Here is an 18,970-nt window from a genome sequence, read left to right as displayed (position 1 = left end):
TCACTCCGTGCGCAGCTTGAGGTTGCGCGGGATCGGGTGCACGCCGGGCGTGTAGCTGTTCTGTTCGATGGCGGCCAGCGCCAGGTCCAGCGCGCGCTCGGCGATCAGCGCGTGCTGCTGGGAAATCGCGTTGACCTTCAGCGGAACGAAGTCCAGCAACTGGGTATCGCCGAAGGTGGCAATGCGCAGGTTCGCCGGCCAGCCGCTGGGCAGCGCCTGGAGCACGTCGAACACGCCTTCGAGCAGCACGTAGGAGGTGGTGATCAGCGCGTCGGGCAACTGCCCCTGGCCGGCCAGCAGCTCCTCCATCAGACGCCGGCCACACGGACGGCTGAAGGTCTCGCCGTGCTCGACCAGCACCTGGCCCTGGTAATCGCGCAGAGCGCTGCGGAAGCCGGCGGCGCGTTCCTGGGAAATGATCAGCTCCGGCCGCGCGCCAAGCAGGGCGATACTGCGGGGCGCGGGCCTCAGCAGGCTGGCGGTGAGGCGGTGGCTGGCGTCGCGGTCGTCGCTGACCACCGAGCAGAAGCGCTGCGGGTCGAGTTGGCGATCCACCGCGATGATCGGTACGCCGTCAGCCTGCAGGCGGGCGTGGCTTTCGTCGCCGACGGGCAGGCAACTGGCGACGATCAGTGCGTCGCAGCGGCGTGCGCGGAACAGGTTGAGCACCTGGCGCTCGGTGTCCGGTTCGTCGTCGGAACAGGCGATCAGCAGCTGGTAGCCGCGCGCTCGCGCGCCTTGCTCGAGCAATTTGGCGAGCTTGGCGTAGCTGGGGTTCTCCAGGTCCGGCAGGACAAAGCCCAGGGTGCGGGTCTGCCCGCGCCGCAGGCTGGCCGCCTGCTGGTCCGGGTGGTAGCCGTGCTCCTCGATCACCGCGCGCACGCGCTCCACCGTGGCGGCGCTGATGCGGCGCTGGACGGCCTTGCCATTGATCACGTAGCTGGCGGTGGTGACCGAAACACCGGCCAGGCGGGCGATATCACTGAGTTTCAACGCGGGATGCTGCCGACAATTGGGGGCTTCAAGGATCACGCATTATCGAGTAACGTGCCAGTCTCAATAGGTGAAACGATTCAGCATTGCGCGCGCAGTATTGCCTGAACCCTGTTCCTGCCCCGCAGCCTCTAAGCTGATCACCGTACAAGCGGATAACCGCCCCAGCGCCGGCACGCGCGAACGCCGGTGAGGAGAACGCGATGCTCGAATTCAACGCGCAGCAGGTCCGCATGGGCCAGCGCGCTGCCGACAAGCAGGCCGCCCTGGCCATGCTCGGCTCTGCCCTCGAAGACGATGGCCTGGTTGCCGAAGGCTACCTGGCGGGTCTTCAGGCCCGTGAAGCGCAAGGCTCCACCTATCTCGGGCAGGGTATCGCCATTCCCCACGGCACGCCGGAAACGCGTCACCTGGTGCAGCGCACCGGCGTGCGCCTGATGCACTTCCCCGAGGGGGTCGCCTGGGGCGACGGGCAGACCGTGCACCTGGCCATCGCCATTGCGGCCAAGTCCGATGAGCACCTGCGCCTGCTGCAACTGCTTACCCGTGCGCTGGGCGATGGTGAAGTAGGCCCGGCCTTGCGTGCAGCGGAAAAACCCGAGGACCTGCTGCAGCTGCTGCAACGTGGCGCGCCTCAGCCGTTGCTGTTCGACGAGCATCTGGTAGGGCTTGGCGTCGCTGCCGAAGACTTCGACGAACTGGCGCTGGTCGGTGCGCGGCGTTTGAAGAAGGCCGGCTGCGTGGTTCCCGGCTTCGCTGCCGCGCTGCATGACCAGGAGGCCCTGCCCTTGGGCGCGGGGCTCTGGTGGCAGGACAGCGAGCAATGCGTCACTCGTCCGGGCCTCGTCTTCGTTACCCCCGCGCGCGAGCTGAGCCACGCCGGCCAGCCGGTGCGTGGCCTGTTCTGCCTGGCTCGCCAGGACGACGCGCACGAGGCGGTGTTCGCGCGCCTGTGCGACCTGCTGGTGGATGGCCGTGCCGGCGAGCTGGCCAGCGCCACCTCCGTACGTGCGCTGCTGGAAGCCCTGGGCGGTGAATTGCCGGTGGATTGGCCGAGCATCCGTGTGCCGCTGGCCAACCCGCATGGCCTGCATGCGCGCCCGGCGCAGGTGCTGATGCTGCTGGCGCGGGACTACAGCGGCGAAATTCGCGTGCGCATCGCCGAGGGCGACAGCGCCCCGGTTTCCATCCGCAGCCTGAGCAAACTGCTCACCCTTGGCGCGCGGCGTGGGCAGGTGCTGGAGTTCTTCGCCGAGCCGGAAATCGCCGAGGCCGCACTGGCTGCCGTTCGCGCGGCCGTGGAGCAGGGCCTGGGCGAGGAAGTCGAGCCGCTGCCGGAAACCCTCGAGCTGGTCGTCGACAGCGTGCGGCAGGACGAGCAGGAATTGCAGGCCGTGCGGGCTCCCGAAGCGGGCGCGCAGTTGCAGGCCATTGCCGCATCGCCGGGCATTGCCCACGGCCCTGCGTACGTGCAGGTCGCTCGTGCCTTCGAGTTCGCCGTGCGCGGCGAGTCGGCGGACGTCGAGCGCCAGCGCCTCGATGAGGCGCGGATGGCCATCAGCGGGGAAATCGGAGCGCTGGTGGGGCGCAGCCAGGTCAAGGAAATTCGCGACATCTTCGTCACTCACCAGGCACTGCTGGACGACCCCGAGTTGCTCGACGAGGTGCAGGCGCGCCTGTCCGAAGGCGCCAGCGCCGAAGCGGCCTGGAGCCAGGTGATCGAGCGGGTGGCCGGCGAGCAGGAGGCCCTGCGCGATGCGCTGCTGGCTGAGCGCGCGGCGGACCTGCGCGACGTCGGCCGGCGCGTGCTGGCGCGCCTGTGCGGCGTCGAGAGTGCGCTGGAGCCGAGCGAGCCCTACATCCTGGTGATGGACGAAGTCGGCCCCTCGGACGTGGCGCGGCTCGATCCGGAACGCGTGGCGGGTATTGTCACGGCGCGCGGCGGCGCCACTTCGCACAGCGCGATTATCGCCCGCGCGCTGGGTATTCCCGCGCTGGTGGGCTCCGGGGAAAGCGTGCTGGCGCTGGAGTCCGGCACGGCGTTGCTGCTGGATGGCGAGAAAGGCCAGATGACGGTCGCCCCCGATGTGCAAGCGTTGCACGCCGCCGAAACCCAGCGCGACCTGCGCCAGCGTCGCGCCACGCAGGCCGAGGCGCGCCGCCATGAGCCGGCCGTGACTCGCGATGGCCATGCCGTGGAAGTCTGCGCCAACCTTGGCGACACCGCCGGCGCGGCGAAAGCCGTGGAGCTGGGCGCGGAGGGCGTGGGTCTGCTGCGTACCGAGTTCGTCTTCATGGACAACCCCCAGGCGCCCGACCAGGCAACCCAGGAGATCGAGTACCGCCGTGTGCTCGATGCCCTCGAAGGCCGTCCGCTGGTAGCGCGCACCCTCGATGTGGGCGGCGACAAGCCGCTGCCGTACTGGCCGATCGCCGAGGAAACCAACCCCTACCTGGGCATTCGTGGCGTGCGCCTGACGCTGCAACGCCCGCAGATTTTCCGTACTCAGCTGCGAGCGTTGCTGAGTGCGGCTGCCGGCCGCCCGCTGCGTATCATGTTCCCCATGGTCGGCCAGGTGGAGGAGTGGCGGCAGGCGCGCGACCTGACCCACGAAATCTGCGCGGAACTGGGCGGTCAGCATGACCTGCAACTGGGCATCATGGTCGAGGTGCCTTCCGCTGCGCTGCTGGCACAGGTACTGGCACGCGAGGTGGATTTCTTCAGCGTCGGTACCAACGACCTGACCCAGTACGCCCTGGCCATCGACCGTGGCCATCCGAGTCTGTCCGCCCAGGCCGATGGCCTGCACCCGGCGGTGCTGCAACTGATCGACATGACCGTGCGCGCCGCCCATGCCCACGGCAAGTGGGTGGGCGTGTGCGGCGAGCTGGCCGCCGACCCGCTGGCGGTGCCCTTGCTGGTCGGGCTGGGAGTGGACGAACTGAGCGTTTCGGCGCGCAGCATCCCGCTGGTCAAGGCGCGGGTGCGCGAGCTGGACCTGCCGACATCCCGCGAGCTGGCTCGCGCCGCATTGGCCCTGTGCTCGGCAGCGGACGTGCGCCAGAGCGTCGCCCTGGCGCTGCCGGAGGTGCACTGATGGCCCGTATTCTCACGCTGACCCTGAACCCTGCGCTGGACCTCACCGTGCGCCTGCCGACGCTTGCGCCCGGCGAGGTGAACCGCAGCGAGTCGGCACTCAGCCAGGCCGCCGGCAAGGGCCTCAACGTTGCCCAGGTGCTGGCCGACCTGGGACATTCGCTGACCGTTGCCGGCTTCCTCGGTGCGGACAATGCGTTGCCCTTCGAGGCGTTGTTCCGTCGTCGTGGTTTCGTCGATGCCTTTGTCCGCGTGCCGGGCGAAACGCGGCGGAATATCAAGATCGCCGAAGGCACCGGGCGGATCACCGATATCAACGGTCCGGGCCCGGCAGTCAGTGGCGCCCAGCAGGATGCGCTGCTCGACCGCCTCGACCTGATCGCCGCCGATTTCGACATTGCCGTGGTCGCCGGCAGCCTGCCGCGCGGCGTCGATCCGCAGTGGTTGCGCGAGCTGTTGCTGCGCCTGCAGGGCCATGGCCTGAAAGTCGCCTTCGATTGCAGCGGTGCCGCGCTGCGCGCCGGGGTGGACGCCGCACCCTGGCTGATCAAACCCAACGACCAGGAGCTGGCCGATGCCTGCGGAAAACCCGCTGGCAGTGCTGATGAGTTGGGCGCGCAGGTCGAATCATTGCGTGCGCGCGGTATCGAGCAGGTGGTGCTTTCCCAGGGCGCCGAGGGCGTGCGCTGGTTCGGTCCGCAGGGTGTCTGGCAAGCGGTGCCGCCCAGGGTGGAAGTCGCCAGCACGGTGGGCGCCGGCGATTCCCTGCTGGCCGGCATGGTCCATGGCTTGCTCGCCGGTTGGCCGCCCGAGCGTGTGCTGCGCCAGGCCACGGCGGTGGCGGCACTGGCGGTCACCCAGATCCAGTTCGGCATCGGCGACGCGCAGCGGCTCAAGCGCATCGAGGACGCGGTGCAGGTTCAGGCGTTGGCCCCGTGCCAGCCCTGAGCGATAGAACAACACGAGGTATGACGATGAACCTTGCCCTGATCACGGCCTGCCCCAACGGCCAGATTTCCAGCGTGCTCAGCGCCCGCCTGCTGCGGGCGGCGGCCGAGCGCCTGGGCTGGTCGGTGTGTGTCGAACAACGCGACCCGCAGCATCCGGAACGCCAGTTGAGCGAAGGACAGATTGCCGCGGCCGACTGGGTGCTGGTGGTCAGCGCGCAGCCGCTGGATCTCTCGCGCTTCGCCGGCAAGCGCCTGGTGCAGGCGCGCCCGGCCGAGGCCTTGGCCGACCCGGCCGGTTTCCTCCAGCGCGCGGCGGCAGAGGCTCCCGTCTGGCAGCCGGGCGAGGCCTCGCCAGTGCCTGCCGCAACGGGACGCGTGGCGAAGGTCGTAGCGGTGACTGCCTGCCCGACCGGCGTGGCGCACACCTTCATGGCCGCTGAGGCGCTGCAACAGGCGGCGCAGCAGATGGGCGTCGAGCTGCGGGTGGAAACCCAGGGCTCGGTGGGCGCGCGCAATCCGCTGAGTGCGGAAGAAATCGCTGCTGCGGACGTGGTCCTGCTGGCGGCGGACATCGAGGTCAATCCCGAGCGTTTCGCCGGCAAGCGCATCTTCCGTTGCGGCACGGGTGTGGCGTTGAAGCAGCCCCAGGCGACCATCGAGCGCGCGCTGCAGGAGGCGACGACGGAGTCCGCCGCGTCTGCCGGCAACAGTGCGGCACCGACGAAGAACGAAGCGCGCGGCGTCTACAAGCACTTGCTCACCGGCGTGTCCTTCATGCTGCCGATGGTGGTGGCCGGCGGGCTGCTGATCGCGTTGTCCTTCGTCTTCGGCATCGAGGCGTTCAAGCAACAGGGCACCCTGGCGGCGGCGCTGATGCAGATCGGCGGTGACGCCGCGTTCAAGCTGATGGTGCCGATGCTCGCCGGCTACATCGCCTGGTCCATCGCCGATCGCCCCGGGCTGGCGCCGGGGATGATCGGCGGGCTGTTGGCGAGCACGCTGGGGGCGGGCTTCCTTGGCGGCATCGTCGCCGGTTTGCTCGCCGGCTATTCGGCGCGCGCGATTGCCCAGTGGGTTCCGCTACCGGCCAGTGTCGCGGCGCTCAAGCCGATCCTGATCATCCCGCTGCTGGCCAGCCTGTTCACCGGGCTGGTGATGATCTACGTGGTGGGTTCGCCGGTGGCGGCGATGATGAGCGCGCTGACCGATTTCCTCGCCGGCATGGGTACCACCAACGCCATCCTGCTCGGCCTGTTGCTGGGCGGGATGATGTGCGTGGACCTCGGCGGGCCGATCAACAAGGCCGCGTACGCCTTCTCGGTCGGCCTGCTCGCCTCGCAGAGCTACGCGCCGATGGCGGCAGTGATGGCCGGTGGCATGGTCCCGCCGATCGGCATGGGCATCGCCACGCTGCTGGCGCGGCGCAAGTTCGCCCAGAGCGAGCGCGAGGCCGGCAAGGCGGCGCTGGTACTGGGGCTGTGCTTCATCTCCGAGGGCGCGATTCCCTTCGCGGCCAAGGACCCGCTGCGGGTGATCCCGGCAAGTATCGCCGGAGGTGCGCTGACCGGCGCGCTGTCGATGCTGTTCGGCTGCAAGCTGCTGGCGCCCCATGGCGGGCTGTTCGTGCTGCTGATCCCCAACGCGATGAACCACGCGCTGCTTTACCTGCTGGCGATTGCCATCGGCAGCGTGGTGACCGGGGTGCTCTATGCGCTGCTCAAGCGCAGTGAGGCAGCGCCGATGATGGTGATGGGCGAGCAGGCGCCGGGGCGGGGTTGAGCATCCTGGCCTGGTCGGCGTGGGTGGGTTCGCGAGCAAGCTCGCTCCTACGAAGAGCCGTGTCCCTCGTGTAGGAACGAGCCTGCTCGCGAATGCTCTTCAGGCCGTGCGCCGCGTGCGTTGTTCGACGACCTGCGCCGGCACCGGCAGGCGGTGCGAGTCGCCGCGGCCCATGGGGAAGTATTCGAAGCCGTAGCGCGCCAAGCGCTCGGGGTCGAACAGGTTGCGGCCGTCGAAGATCAGCGGGGACTTCAGGCGGCTGGCCACCAGCTCGAAGTCCGGCGCCTTGAACTGCCGCCACTCGGTGCAGATCACCAGGGCATCGGCGCCGCCGAGGGTGGCTTCCGGGGTGCCCATCAGGGTCAGGCGTTCATCGTGGCCGTACAGGCGCTGCGCCTCGGGCATGGCCTCGGGGTCGAAGGCGCGGACCTTGGCGCCGGCAGCCCACAGGGCTTCCATCAGGGTGCGGCTGGGGGCGTCGCGCATGTCGTCGGTGTTGGGCTTGAACGACAGGCCCCAGAGCGCGAAGGTGCGGCCCTTGAGCTTGCCGCCGTAGTAACTGTGGATGCGCTCGAACAGCTTGCTCTTCTGCCGCTGGTTGACCGCTTCCACGGCGCGCAGCAGGTCGCTGGAGCAGTGGGCTTCCTCGGCACTCTGGATCAGCGCCTGGACGTCCTTGGGGAAGCACGAGCCGCCATAGCCGCAGCCGGGATAGATGAAGTGGTAGCCGATGCGCGGGTCGGCGCCCATGCCCTGGCGCACGGCTTCGATGTCGGCGCCCAGGTGCTCGGCCAGCTCGGCGATCTGGTTGATGAAGCTGATCTTGGTGGCGAGCATGCAGTTGGCGGCGTACTTGGTCAGCTCCGCGCTGCGCAGGTTCATGGTCAGGATGCGGTCATGGTTGCGGTTGAACGGCTCGTAGATCTCGCGCATCACGTCCAGCACCTCGGGGCTTTCGCAGCCGATGACGATGCGGTCGGGTTTGCGGCAGTCGGCCAGCGCCGAGCCTTCCTTGAGGAACTCGGGGTTGGAGACGATCTCGAAGTCCAGGCTGCGGCCTTCCTCGGCGAGCACCGCGAGTACCTTGGCCTTCACGCGGTCACCGGTGCCCACCGGCACGGTGGATTTCTCGACGATGATCACCGGCTGGGTGCGGTGGCGGGCGATGCCTTCGGCCACGGCCAGCACGGCACGCAGGTCGGCCGAGCCATCGGGCAGCGGCGGGGTGCCGACGGCGATGAACTGCACGCGGCCATGGGCGGCTGTCTCGGCGACGTCGCTGGTGAAGCGCAGGCGTCCGGCTTCCAGGTTGTCCCTCACCAGCTCGGCCAGGCCCGGTTCGAAGATGCTGATCTGGCCGCGCTTGAGCTTGGCGATCTTGTCCTCGTCGATGTCCATGCACAGGACGTCGTGGCCTACTTCGGCCATGACCGCGGCCTGCACCAGGCCTACATAACCGATTCCGAATACGCTGATTTTCATGGTCTGCTCTCCCGAAAAGGGACTTGAAGCGGGATTGAGGTCAGTCGAACTGCGCGTGCTCGGAGCGAGCGTCGCTGGGTTTGATGACGGTTGTTCTGTCAGGTCGGCGTGGCGCGTTGATCGCGATCACGCCGGCGATCACCAGGGCTACGCCCAGGGTGCGCGGCAGGCTCAGCGGCTCGCCGAGGCCCGGCAGCACGGCAGCGCCGAGGTAGACGAGGGCGTAGCTCAGGCTCAGCAGCGAGTAGGCGCGGCTCAGCGGCAGGTGTTTCAGGGCGAGCAGCCAGCAGAGCATCGACAGCGCGTAGGCGAGCACCGCCCCGGCCAGCGCCAGAAGTGCGGCGATGTCGAGTTGCGCCGGGTCGAACGGCCAGTGCGAGGGCAGGCGCGACATGCTCCAGCGCATGCCCAGCTGCGCACTGCTCACCAGCAGCACGCTGCCCAGGGCGAAAGCGATGCCGCGCCTCACGAGTGCATCCCCAGCAGGGCGACGCCGCCGACGATCAGGGCCACGCCGAACCAGTGGCGGCCGTCGATGCGTTCGCCGAACAGGCGGCTCGCCAGTAGCGTCACCAGCACGAAGTTCAGGCTCAGCATCGGGTAGGCGACGCCGACTTCCAGGCGTTGCAGGACCAGCAGCCAGAGCAGCAGGCCGGCGCCCAGGCAGGCGACGGCCAGGATCAGCCAGGGTGAGAAGAGCTTCGCCGTCAGGCTCGAGGGCGCATCGCGCCAGCTTTCCACGGCGAACTTCTGCGCCAGCTGGCCCAGGCAGGTGAGCAGGCAGACGCCCGCCAGCAGCAGGGCAGTCATGGCGCGGCCTGCGGAATCAGCAGGACCACCAGGTGGTTCTGCCGGTAGCTGATGGCGTCGCTGGGCAGCATGGCCAGTTCCGCTTCGTCGCTGGCGCTGTTGACCCGCATGATCACGCCGATGGAGCCCTCGGCGCGGGTCCGGTCGATCCACGCGTGGATGCCCTCGGGCGGGATGCTGCGGCCCTGACCTTCGGGGTAGCCGAGGCCGAACTTCAGCTCGCCTTCGGTGTTGAACAGCGTGATGTCGCTGCGCCGGGTGCGCCAGGCGAGCGCGGTGGCGGCGCCCAGGTCGTTGCTCAGCAGGCTGCGGGCGTCCTTGAGCTGGTCCAGATGCTCGGCGATGAACTGGTCAGGCATCTTGCTGTTGACCATCTTGTTCGGCATCGCGTTGGGCACCAGGGCCACCAGCAGCCAGGCCGCGAAGGCCGGCGCCGCCCAGAAGCGAGTGGGGCGCAGCAGTTGCAGCAGGCCGGCGAGCAGCCAGGCGATGCACACCAGGGCAACCATCAGCACGCTGGGCAGTTCGTCGTGGTACTGCGGGTGCCGTGCCTGCATGAACAGCAGTCCGGCCAGCGCACTGCTGCCCAGCAGAAGATTGAGCGCGCCGTTGAACTTCAGGGCGACTTGCCGGTGCTGCTGCAGCGCGCGGCCGAGGGCATCGGCCATCAGCAGGGCTAGCGGGGCAAAGCAGGGCATGATGTAGGTCGGCAGCTTGCCCTTGGCCAGGCTGAAGAACAGGAAGGGCATGACGAACCACAGCAGCAGGAACAGCAGCTTCGAGTCGCGCCAGCCCTGGATTGCGTTACGCAGCGCAGGGAAGACCAGCACCGCCCAGGGCAGTGCGCTGGCGAACAGCAGCGGGACGAAGAACCAGAATGGACGGCCGTGCTGGGCGTCGTCACCGGCGAAGCGGCGGATGTGCTCGTGCCAGAAGAAGAAGTCCCAGAAGTCCGGCTCGCGGGCGTGGATCAGCAGTACCCAGGGCGCGCAGACCAGCGCGGCCACCAGCACCGCCAGCGGGCCGTAGCGCAGCAGTTCGCCCAGGCGCTTCTGCAGCACGGCGTAGGGCAGGCCGACGATCACCGGCAACAGGAAGGCGAGGAAGCCCTTGGTCATGAAGCCGAAGGCGCAGGCGGCACCCAGCAGGCTCCAGGCAGCCAGGCGCCCGCGCGGGGTGCTGGCATCGAAAGCGAACCACAGGGCACCGAGGCTGAGGTTCACGCAGAAGGTGAACTGTGGGTCGAGGTTGGCGTAGCCGGCCTGCCCCGCGATCAACCCGCAGCTCAGGTAAAGCAGACCGGCGGCCCAGGTGCGGCGCGGGTCGTTCCACAGGCGGCGGGCGACCAGGATCACCAGCAGGGTGCTCAGCGCGGTGACCAGTGCGGAGGCAAAGCGCACGCCGAACAGGTTCTGCCCGAACACGGCCTGGCTGGCTGCGATCAGCCAGTAGCCGCCGGTAGGCTTCTCGAAGTAGCGCAGGCCCAGCAGGTGCGGGGACACCCAGTCGCCGCTCTGCAGCATGGCCTGGCTGATCTGCGCGTTGCGCGACTCGTCCGGGATCCACAGGCCGTGGAAAGCCATCGGCAGCAGGATGCACAGGACGAAGGCGGCGAGCAGTGTCGGGTAGGCCAGGCGTTTCATGCGTGCTGCACCCCCAGCCAGCCTTCGCGGCCAGCCAGTTCGCCGCGCACCAGGCTGGCGACGGGCAGGGTGGTCGGGTCGTCCGGCAGCAGCCGGCCCAGCGGGACGAAGCGGATGCCGCCGGCCCGTGCCTGGGCCAGCAAGCGGCGGAAGTCGTGGGCCATGAGAATGCCCTCGACCTCGGCGTGAATGGTGTACACGTTCAAGGCGTCCATGTCGAAACGGGAAAGGATGTAGTCATTGAAGGCGGACGGCGCCACCTGTGGACCGACGACCTCGTCGAAGGTGGGCATGTCCACCGGGATCTGCGGGGTGCCGGCGCGACCGTCGGCCAGGCGCGGGCGGAACAGCGAGCGGCCGCGGCAATCGCTGTTGTAGCGAAAGCCGAAGCGCTCCTTGGCTTCCACGGTGCGTTCGTCGGCGCGCCAGCCGGCCACCGCCGAGCACTCCACCGGGTTGCCGAGGATGTCGGCAAGAGTGTCGACGCCACGGCGGATCTGTTGTTCGAGCTGCTCGGTGCTCCAGCGGCCGGCGTTGGCCTGCCAGCCGTGGTGGTCCCACGCATGCAGGCCGACTTCATGGCCGGCGTCCTGGGCGCGCCGCATCAGGTGGCCCAGGTCGCGGCCGATCGGCTTGCCCGGCCAGGCGGTGCCGGCCAGCAGGATGTCCCAGCCATACAGGCCGGCGGCGTTGGAGCGCAGCATTTTCCACAGGAACTGCGGGCGGATCAGGCGCCACAGGTGGCGCCCCATGTTGTCGGGGCCGACGCTGAAGAAGAAGGTCGCCTTCACCTCGGCCTCGCCGAGCATGTCCAGCAGCCGCGGCACACCGTCACGGGTGCCGCGGTAGGTATCGACGTCGATGCGCAGTCCCGCTCTCATCAGGCGATGCTTTTCTGCAGCGGGAAGGCGTGGGGCACCCCACCGGCACGTTCGGCCAGGGCTTCGCGGAGGAAGAAGTCCAGGGTCTTGCCGATGGTGGCGGAGAGCTCCACGCTCGGCTGCCAGTTCAGCAGGCGACGGGCGTTCTCGATGCTCGGCTTGCGGTGCGACACGTCCTGGTAGCCGTCGCCGTAGAAGCTGCGGCTTTCCACTTCGCGGAAGCCGGCGAAGGGCGGGAACTGGTCGCGCAGCGGGTGCGCCTCGAACTGACGCAGCAGCTCTTCGCCCAGTTGGCGGATGCTGGCTTCGTTGTCCGGGTTGCCGATATTGACGATCTGCCCGTCGCAGCGGCTGCCTTCGTTGTCGATGATCCGCGCCAGCGCCTCGATGCCGTCATCCACGTCGGTGAAGCAGCGCTTCTGCTCGCCGCCGTCGACCAGGCGGATCGGCGTGCCTTCCACCAGGTGCAGGATCAGCTGGGTGATGGCGCGGGAACTGCCGATGCGCGCCGAGTCCAGGCGGTCCAGGCGCGGGCCCATCCAGTTGAACGGACGGAACAGGGTGAACTTCAGGCCCTTCTGGCCGTAGGCCCAGATAACGCGGTCGAGCAACTGCTTGGAGACCGAGTAGATCCAGCGCTGCTTGTTGATCGGGCCGACGATCAGGTTCGACTTGTCTTCGTCGAAGTTGGCGTCGGTGCACATGCCGTACACCTCGGAGGTGGACGGGAAGATCACGCGCTTGTTGTACTTCACGCAGTAGCGGACCAGCTTGAGGTTTTCCTCGAAGTCCAGCTCGAACACGCGCAGCGGGTTGCGGGTGTATTCGATGGGCGTGGCGATGGCCACCAGCGGCAGGACCACGTCGCACTTCTTGATGTGGTACTCGATCCACTCGGTGTGGATGCTGATGTCGCCTTCGACGAAGTGGAAGTCCGGGTTGCCTTTCAGGCGCTCGATGGCGTCGGAGCCGATGTCCAGGCCGTAGACCTCGTAGTTGCCGTCGCGCAGCAGGCGCTCGGAGAGGTGGTTGCCGATGAAGCCATTGACGCCGAGGATCAGTACGCGGGTCTTGCGCTTGGGTTTGCCGCTGGCGCCGTGCAGGCGCGAGCCGTCCACCAGGCCCATTTCGCGGGCCAGCTGCGGGCCGGCGAGGAACAGGCCGCTGTCGCCCTGCTGGCCGGAGAGGATTTCCAGCGAGTCAGCACCGCAGGCGATGCGCAGCGGGTCGACCGACAGGACCGAGCCGGCCGGCAGGCCGTTGTTGCCGGCGACCACGCGCGAGCTCCAGACGATCAGCTTGCGATCGCCCACCGGGGCGAAGGCGCCGGGGTATGGCTGGGTCACGGCGCGGACCAGGTTGTGCAGTTCGCTGGCAGGGCGCTTCCAGTCGAGCTGGCCGTCCGCCGGGGTGCGGCGACCGAAGTAGCTGGCGCGGGATTCGTCCTGGGCGACTTCCTGCAGTTCACCCCGAGCCAGGCGGGGCAGGGCAGTGGCGAGCAGCTCGCGGGTGGCTTCGCGCAGCTTGCCGTGCAGCACCAGTGCGGTGTCGTCCGGGCCGATGGCGACGCTCTGCTGGGCGAGGATGCCGCCGGCGTCGGCGCGCTTGACCATGCGGTGCAGGGTCACGCCGGTCTCGCTTTCGCCGTTGACCAGCACCCAGTTGGCCGGGGCGCGGCCACGGTAGCGCGGCAGCAGCGAACCATGCAGGTTGTAGGCGCCCTTGGCGGCGCAGGCCAGCAGCTCTTCGCTGAGCAGGTGGCGGTAGTAGAAAGAGAAGATGTACTGCGGCTGCAGTTCGCGGATGCGCGCAACCCACAGCGGGTGGTTGACGTCTTCGGGCGCGTGCACCGGGATGCCCAGGCGCGCGCAGAGTTGTGCTACGGAGCCGTAGAAGCGGTTTTCCTTGGGATCGTCGGCATGGGTGAACACGGCGTCGATCTGGTAACCGGCGGCGAGCAGCGCTTCGATGCCGGCGCAGCCGAAGTCGTGGTAGGCAAAGACGATGGTCTGCTGGGTCATGGCTGGATGGACTCGAAAGAAGGGGAAGAAGTAGTGATCTGGGCGCGCGGTGCATCGACGCGAACGATGCGCTCGATGAAGAAGCGGGGGCGGGCGCGCACGTCGTTGTACATGCGGCCCAGGTACTCGCCGAGCAGGCCCATGCCGACCAGCTGCACGCCGGTGAACATGAACAGCACGGCGAACAGCACGAACACGCCGTGGCCGGCCCAGGCGGCGCCGAACAGCAGGCGCAGCACCAGCAGCATCAGCGCGAAGGCGAAGCCGGCCACCGCCATGCCGCCGCCGACGAAGGACAACAGGCGCAGCGGCGAAGTGGTCATGCAGGTGACCAGGTCGAACATCAGGTTGATCAGGCGCAGGAAGTCGTACTTCGACTCGCCGTGCTCGCGCTCGGCGTGGGCGACGAGGATCTCGCTGGTATGGCGGGCGAAGCTGTTGGCCAGGATCGGGATGAAGGTGCTGCGCTCGCGGCAGGCGAGCATCGCCTTGACGATGCTGGCGCGATAAGCGCGCAGCATGCAGCCGTAGTCGTTCATCGCCACGCCGGTGGAGCGCTGCACGGCGAGGTTGATCAGCTTCGACGGCCAGCGACGCAGTGCCGAGTCCTGGCGTTGCTGGCGCACGCTGCCGACCACGTCGTAGCCCTTGGCGGCTTCTTCGACCAGGCGCGGGATTTCCTCCGGCGGGTTCTGCAGGTCGGCGTCGAGGGTGATCACCAGGTCGCCCTGGCATTGCTCGAAGCCGGCCATGATCGCCGCGTGCTGGCCATAGTTGCGGTTGAGGATCACCGCCACCACATGGCTGCCGGGCGCTTCGGCGGCTTCCTGCAGCAGGTCGGCGGAGCTGTCGCGGCTGCCGTCGTCGATCAGCACGATCTCGTAATCGCGGCCCAGTTGTTTGCAGGCGGCGGTGGTGCGGCGCAGCAGCTCGGGGAGGCTGGCCTCTTCGTTGTACACCGGGATGACGATGGACACACGGTTGATCGGATAGGCTTTCACGGTGGCGTTACCGAAGCAGGGTTTCGATGGCGTCGACCACGCGGTCCTGGTCGGCCTGGGTCATGTCGGGGAACAGCGGGATGGAGACGATCCGCGAGGCGTTCCACTCGGTGTTGGGCAGGTGCACATCCGGGTAGCGCTGGCGGTAGTAGCTGTGCAGGTGGCTGCCGATGAAGTGGATGCCGCTGCCGATGCCGCGCTCCTGCAGGCCCTGCATGAAGGCGTCGCGGTCGATGCCGCAGCGCTCCTGGTCGATGCGCAGGACGTACAGGTGCCAGGCGTGGTGCTGCGGGTAGTCCGGCAGCGCCAGCGGTTGCACCGGCAGGTGCGCCAGGCGACTGGCGTAGCCGGCGGCCAGTTCGGCGCGGCGGGCGTTGATCGCTTCGAGCCTGGGCAACTGCACCAGGGCGATGGCGGCGTTGATATCGGTGAGGTTGTACTTGAAGCCCGGTTCCACAACCTGCGCCTGTGGCTTGCGGCCGTGGGTCAGGCGGTCGTAGGCATCCACGCCCAGGCCATGGAACTTCAGGGTGCGCACGCGGTTGGCCAGGGCCTCGTCGTCGGTGACGAACATGGCGCCCTCGGCGCAGGTGAGGTTCTTGATCGCGTGGAAGGAGAAGATCGCGGTGCCGCGCGAGCCTACCGGGCGGCCGCGATAGAAGGTGCCGGCCGCGTGGGCGGCGTCCTCGATCACCGGGATGCCGTGGCGCAGGGCGAGCTCGTTGATCGGGTCCATGTCGCAGGCCGCGCCGGCGTAATGCACCGGAATGATGGCGCGGGTGCGCGGGGTGATTGCGGCTTCGATGCGCGCGGCGTCGGTCATCAGGGTGTCACGGTCGACATCGACGAACACCGGCGTGGCGCCCAGCAGGCTGATCATGTTGACGGTGGAGACCCAGGTCTGCGACGGGGTGATCACCTCGTCGCCCGGGCCGATGCCCAGGGCCAGCAGCGCCAGGTGCATGCCGCCGGTGGCCGACGACAGGGCCACCGCGTGACGGCAACCGATGGAGTCGGCGAAGCGTTGCTCCAGTTCATGGTTCTTCGGCCCGGTGGTGATCCAGCCCGAACGCAGGACTTCGTTGACTGCCTGGATCTCTTCTTCACCGATGCTGGGACGGGAGAAGGGGAGGAAGGGCATTTCCATGTGGTGTTCCAAAGGCCATGGCGGCTCTGTCAGGGGGTGAGAGAACGCTACGGGGGTGATCGTTAAGAAGCCGTTAAGTGGATGTCGTGATTCCGTTCGTCGGTCGAACATGCGACAAGCAGCACCCGAAGATGGGAGGGAGGTGAGTGAACGGTCTGAAAACGACATGTCTGATGTCGGAAAACGCTGTTGAACACTCGTTCATCCTTGGCTATGGTGGCCCAACGCTCCTGCGGACCCTTCTGCAGGACATTCCGTCATTCGGATGAGGCCCTTGCATGCGTTATTCGTCGCTTGTGGACAGGATGGTCGGACCCGGCGTTGCCGCCTGGGATATTCACTACGCCGCCATTGCCGCCCAACGCGCCGGCCGCGACGTGATAGTGCTCAGCGTCGGCGACCCCGATTTCGCAACCCCGGACTTCATCACCGATGCCGCCGTTTCCGCCTTGCGCGACGGCGACACCCACTACAGTGATGTGGCTGGCCGCCCGGCACTTCGCCAGGCGATCGCCGCACTGCATGAGCGACGATTCGGCCAAAAGGTCGCCGCCGAGAACGTCATTGTTGTCGCCGGAGCGCAGAACGGCCTGTTCGCCGCCGCGCTGTGCCTGCTGGAAAAAGGCGACGAGGTCATCACCTTCGATCCGGTCTACGTCACCTACGAAGCCACGCTGAAGTCCACCGGTGCCGTGCTGGTCGGGGTTCCTACCCGTCCGGAGAACGGTTTCCGCCCTCTGGCCGGTGATATCGCGGCTGCCATCACGGCGCGCACCAAGGCGATCTTCCTCGCCAACCCGAGCAACCCCACGGGCGTCGTGCTGGCTCGCGAGGAGTTGCTGGCGATCGCCGAGCTGGCGCAGGCCCACGATCTCTGGGTGGTGGTGGACGAGGTCTACGAGGGCCTGACCTTCGAGCGCGAACACCAGAGCTTCGCCGCGCTGCCGGGCATGGCCGAGCGCACCCTGAGCATCGGCAGCCTGTCGAAATCCCATGCCATGACCGGCTGGCGCGCCGGCTGGATAGTCGCCAACCCGACGCTGGTCGGGCATCTGGAAAACCTTGCGCTGAACATGTTCTACGGCCTGCCGGGCTTCGTGCAGGAGGCCGCGCTCGCTGCGGTGGAGCGCCATGATGAAGTGGTGGCGTCGATGCGCGAGATCTACCGCCGCCGCCGCGACCTGGTGGTGGCGGCGCTGACTGATTGTCCGCGGGTGAAGGTCCTGTCGCCCGAAGCCGGCATGTTCGTCATGGTCGATGTACGTGACACCGGCCTCAGCTCGCTGGACTTCTCCTGGCAGCTGTTCCATGCCACCGGCGTCTCGGTGCTCGACGCGGCAGCCTTCGGCCCGCAGGCGGAAGGTTTCGTGCGGTTGTCCTTCGGGTTGAGCGACGAGAGCATGGCGGAGGCCTGTGCGCGGATCATTCGGTTTGTCGAATCCCTTCCCGCACGTGCCGAATCAACTGTAGGAGCGAGGGGGGCGCCTCAGCCATTGCTCGCGAACGCTCTTGATGTTTCTGACGCTGCGGCCGGTTCGCGAGCAAGCTCGCTCCTACGGGAACAGCCCACCACTAAGCCGGTGATCGAAGTGCGAGATATCCACAAGCGCTTCGGCGACTTCGAGGTGCTCAAGGGCGTTTCGCTGTCGGCCCGCGAGGGCGAGGTGATCTCGCTGATCGGCGCCAGCGGCTCGGGCAAGAGCACCTTGCTGCGCTGCATCAACATGCTGGAGATTCCCAACCAGGGCTCGGTCACCGTCAACGGTGAAACCATCCGCCTGGCTCAGAGCCGCCAGGGCGAGCCGATGGTGGCCGACCAGAAGCAGCTCACCCGTATCCGCTCGCAGCTGGGCATGGTGTTCCAGAGCTTCAACCTGTGGCCGCACCGCACCGTGCTGGAGAACCTGATCGAGGCGCCGACCTTCGTCCTCCACGAGAGCAAGGCCGAGGCCCGCGAGCGCGCCGAGGCGTTGCTGGAACGTGTCGGCCTGGCGGAGAAACGCCACGAATACCCGGCCTTCCTTTCCGGTGGCCAGCAGCAACGCGTGGCCATCGCCCGCGCGCTGGCCGTGCGACCGAAAGTGATGCTGTTCGACGAACCGACCTCGGCGCTGGACCCGGAGCTGGTGGGCGAAGTGCTGCGGGTGATCCGCTCGCTGGCCGAGGAGGGGCGGACCATGATCCTGGTCACCCACGAGATGGCTTTCGCCCGCGACGTGTCGAGCCATGTGGCGTTCCTGCACAAGGGCCTGATCGAGGAGGAGGGAACGCCCGAGGAAGTGTTCTCGCGCCCGCGCAGCGAGCGCTGCCGGCAGTTCGTCAACGCGCACCAGAATCGCTGACCGATGCCGCGCTGCCGGCGCATCGATGAGCGTGACCCATAACAAACGAAAACAACGCAGGGGATCACGATGAGCAAGAAAGGTCTGTGCAATCTGATGGTGGGTGCGGCGATGCTGATGGCCGGCGCGGCGAGCGCCCAGGCCGAGACGATCCGCTTCGCCCTGGCCGCCGAACCCTATCCACCGTTCTCGCAGAAGCAGCCCGACGGTAGCTGGGTCGGCTTCGAGCCGGACCTGATCCACAAGGTCTGCGCCGAGATGAAGGCCACCTGCGAGATCGACGAAGTAGCCTGGGACGGCATCATCCCGGCGCTGCTGGCGAAGAAGATCGACGTGATCTTCAACTCCCTGTCGATCACCGACGAGCGCGAGAAGCAGATCGCCTTCAGCCGCCCCTATTACGACACCCCGGTCGCCGTCGCCGCGCCCCAGGCGGTGGATGTGCAGATCAGCCCCGAGGGCCTGAAGGGCAAGGCCATCGGCGTGCAGATCTCCACGGTCAGCTCCAACTACCTGAAGAAGTACTACGAGAAGATCGCCGACGTGCGCTACTACGACACCCAGGACTCGGTGAACGCCGACCTGGTGGCCGGGCGCATCGACCTGATGATGGCCGATGGCATTGCCGTGGCGTCTTTCGTCAAGTCGCCGGACGCCCAGGCTGCCGGCATCGTCAACAAGGGCGAAGTGAAGTACGACCCCCTGTTCGGCCGTGGCGTTGGCGCCGGCATGCGCAAAGGCGACACCGAGCTGAAGGCGAAGATGGACGAGGCCATCGGCAAATTGCTCGCCAGCGACGACTACAAGGCGCTGTCGGACAAGTA

At 67.7% G+C, this 18,970-nt stretch carries 14 protein-coding genes; 5 read left to right on the top strand and 9 right to left on the bottom strand.

The window, feature by feature from the left end:
- Positions 1-993: a catabolite repressor/activator gene (gene cra / locus A9513_RS11890; RefSeq protein ID WP_054906682.1), complete on the bottom strand. Its 993-nt coding sequence runs from the start codon at positions 991-993 to the stop codon at positions 1-3.
- A 203-nt stretch (positions 994-1,196) separates the two neighbouring features.
- Here cra and ptsP point away from each other — a divergent pair, with 203 nt between their 5' ends.
- Genes ptsP through A9513_RS11875 form a run of 3 tightly spaced genes read left to right on the top strand, consistent with a single transcriptional unit; the run spans position 1,197 to position 6,819 of the window.
- On the top strand, positions 1,197-4,091 hold the full coding sequence (gene ptsP / locus A9513_RS11885; protein ID WP_065084842.1) for a phosphoenolpyruvate--protein phosphotransferase: 2,895 nt from the start codon (positions 1,197-1,199) through the stop codon (positions 4,089-4,091).
- A complete protein-coding gene (gene pfkB, locus A9513_RS11880) occupies positions 4,091-5,038 on the top strand; it encodes a 1-phosphofructokinase (protein ID WP_065084841.1) in 948 nt (315 codons plus the stop codon). The genes ptsP and pfkB overlap by 1 nt, the downstream gene beginning before the upstream one ends.
- 26 nt (positions 5,039-5,064) lie before the next feature.
- Positions 5,065-6,819 (top strand): PTS fructose-like transporter subunit IIB, encoded by a 1,755-nt coding sequence (locus tag A9513_RS11875; protein WP_065084840.1) that lies wholly within the window; start codon positions 5,065-5,067, stop codon positions 6,817-6,819.
- A gap of 99 nt (positions 6,820-6,918) precedes the next feature.
- On the opposite strand, the gene A9513_RS11870 is transcribed toward A9513_RS11875, so the two are convergent.
- From A9513_RS11870 to arnB, 8 genes are read right to left on the bottom strand one after another with little or no spacing between them, the layout of a single operon-like run.
- On the bottom strand, positions 6,919-8,301 hold the full coding sequence (locus A9513_RS11870) for a UDP-glucose/GDP-mannose dehydrogenase family protein (RefSeq protein WP_024765622.1): 1,383 nt from the start codon (positions 8,299-8,301) through the stop codon (positions 6,919-6,921).
- Between the two features lie 40 nt (positions 8,302-8,341).
- Positions 8,342-8,770, bottom strand: coding sequence for a 4-amino-4-deoxy-L-arabinose-phosphoundecaprenol flippase subunit ArnF (gene arnF, locus A9513_RS11865; RefSeq protein ID WP_065084839.1), 429 nt, complete (start codon positions 8,768-8,770; stop codon positions 8,342-8,344).
- Positions 8,767-9,111: a 4-amino-4-deoxy-L-arabinose-phosphoundecaprenol flippase subunit ArnE gene (arnE, locus tag A9513_RS11860; RefSeq protein ID WP_024765620.1), complete on the bottom strand. Its 345-nt coding sequence runs from the start codon at positions 9,109-9,111 to the stop codon at positions 8,767-8,769. Before arnE ends, arnF begins: the two co-directional genes overlap by 4 nt.
- Complete coding sequence (gene arnT / locus A9513_RS11855; RefSeq protein WP_065084838.1) at positions 9,108-10,754, bottom strand: lipid IV(A) 4-amino-4-deoxy-L-arabinosyltransferase; 1,647 nt, start codon at positions 10,752-10,754, stop codon at positions 9,108-9,110. Before arnT ends, arnE begins: the two co-directional genes overlap by 4 nt.
- On the bottom strand, positions 10,751-11,635 hold the full coding sequence (gene arnD / locus A9513_RS11850; RefSeq protein ID WP_065084837.1) for a 4-deoxy-4-formamido-L-arabinose-phosphoundecaprenol deformylase: 885 nt from the start codon (positions 11,633-11,635) through the stop codon (positions 10,751-10,753). Before arnD ends, arnT begins: the two co-directional genes overlap by 4 nt.
- Entirely contained in the window at positions 11,635-13,656 is a 2,022-nt protein-coding gene (gene arnA, locus A9513_RS11845; RefSeq protein WP_024765617.1) for a bifunctional UDP-4-amino-4-deoxy-L-arabinose formyltransferase/UDP-glucuronic acid oxidase ArnA, read from the bottom strand. The genes arnD and arnA overlap by 1 nt, the downstream gene beginning before the upstream one ends.
- Positions 13,653-14,657 carry an undecaprenyl-phosphate 4-deoxy-4-formamido-L-arabinose transferase gene (gene arnC, locus A9513_RS11840; RefSeq protein WP_065084836.1) on the bottom strand — a complete coding sequence of 335 codons (1,005 nt, stop codon included), beginning with the start codon at positions 14,655-14,657 and terminating at the stop codon, positions 13,653-13,655. Before arnC ends, arnA begins: the two co-directional genes overlap by 4 nt.
- 7 nt (positions 14,658-14,664) lie before the next feature.
- Positions 14,665-15,804 carry a UDP-4-amino-4-deoxy-L-arabinose aminotransferase gene (gene arnB, locus A9513_RS11835; protein WP_065084835.1) on the bottom strand — a complete coding sequence of 380 codons (1,140 nt, stop codon included), beginning with the start codon at positions 15,802-15,804 and terminating at the stop codon, positions 14,665-14,667.
- A 278-nt stretch (positions 15,805-16,082) separates the two neighbouring features.
- Here arnB and A9513_RS36715 point away from each other — a divergent pair, with 278 nt between their 5' ends.
- Positions 16,083-18,146, top strand: coding sequence for an aminotransferase class I/II-fold pyridoxal phosphate-dependent enzyme (locus A9513_RS36715; RefSeq protein ID WP_065084834.1), 2,064 nt, complete (start codon positions 16,083-16,085; stop codon positions 18,144-18,146).
- Positions 18,147-18,215: 69 nt separating this feature from the next.
- Positions 18,216-18,970, top strand: a 755-nt coding sequence (locus tag A9513_RS11825) for a transporter substrate-binding domain-containing protein (RefSeq protein WP_065084833.1), incomplete at its 3' end; no start/stop codon positions are given.

Origin of the sequence: Pseudomonas sp. AU12215 (genome assembly GCF_001675465.2) — a bacterium.
Classification (GTDB): Bacteria; Pseudomonadota; Gammaproteobacteria; order Pseudomonadales; family Pseudomonadaceae; genus Pseudomonas; species Pseudomonas nitroreducens.
This window is presented reverse-complemented; position numbering and strand designations above follow the sequence as displayed.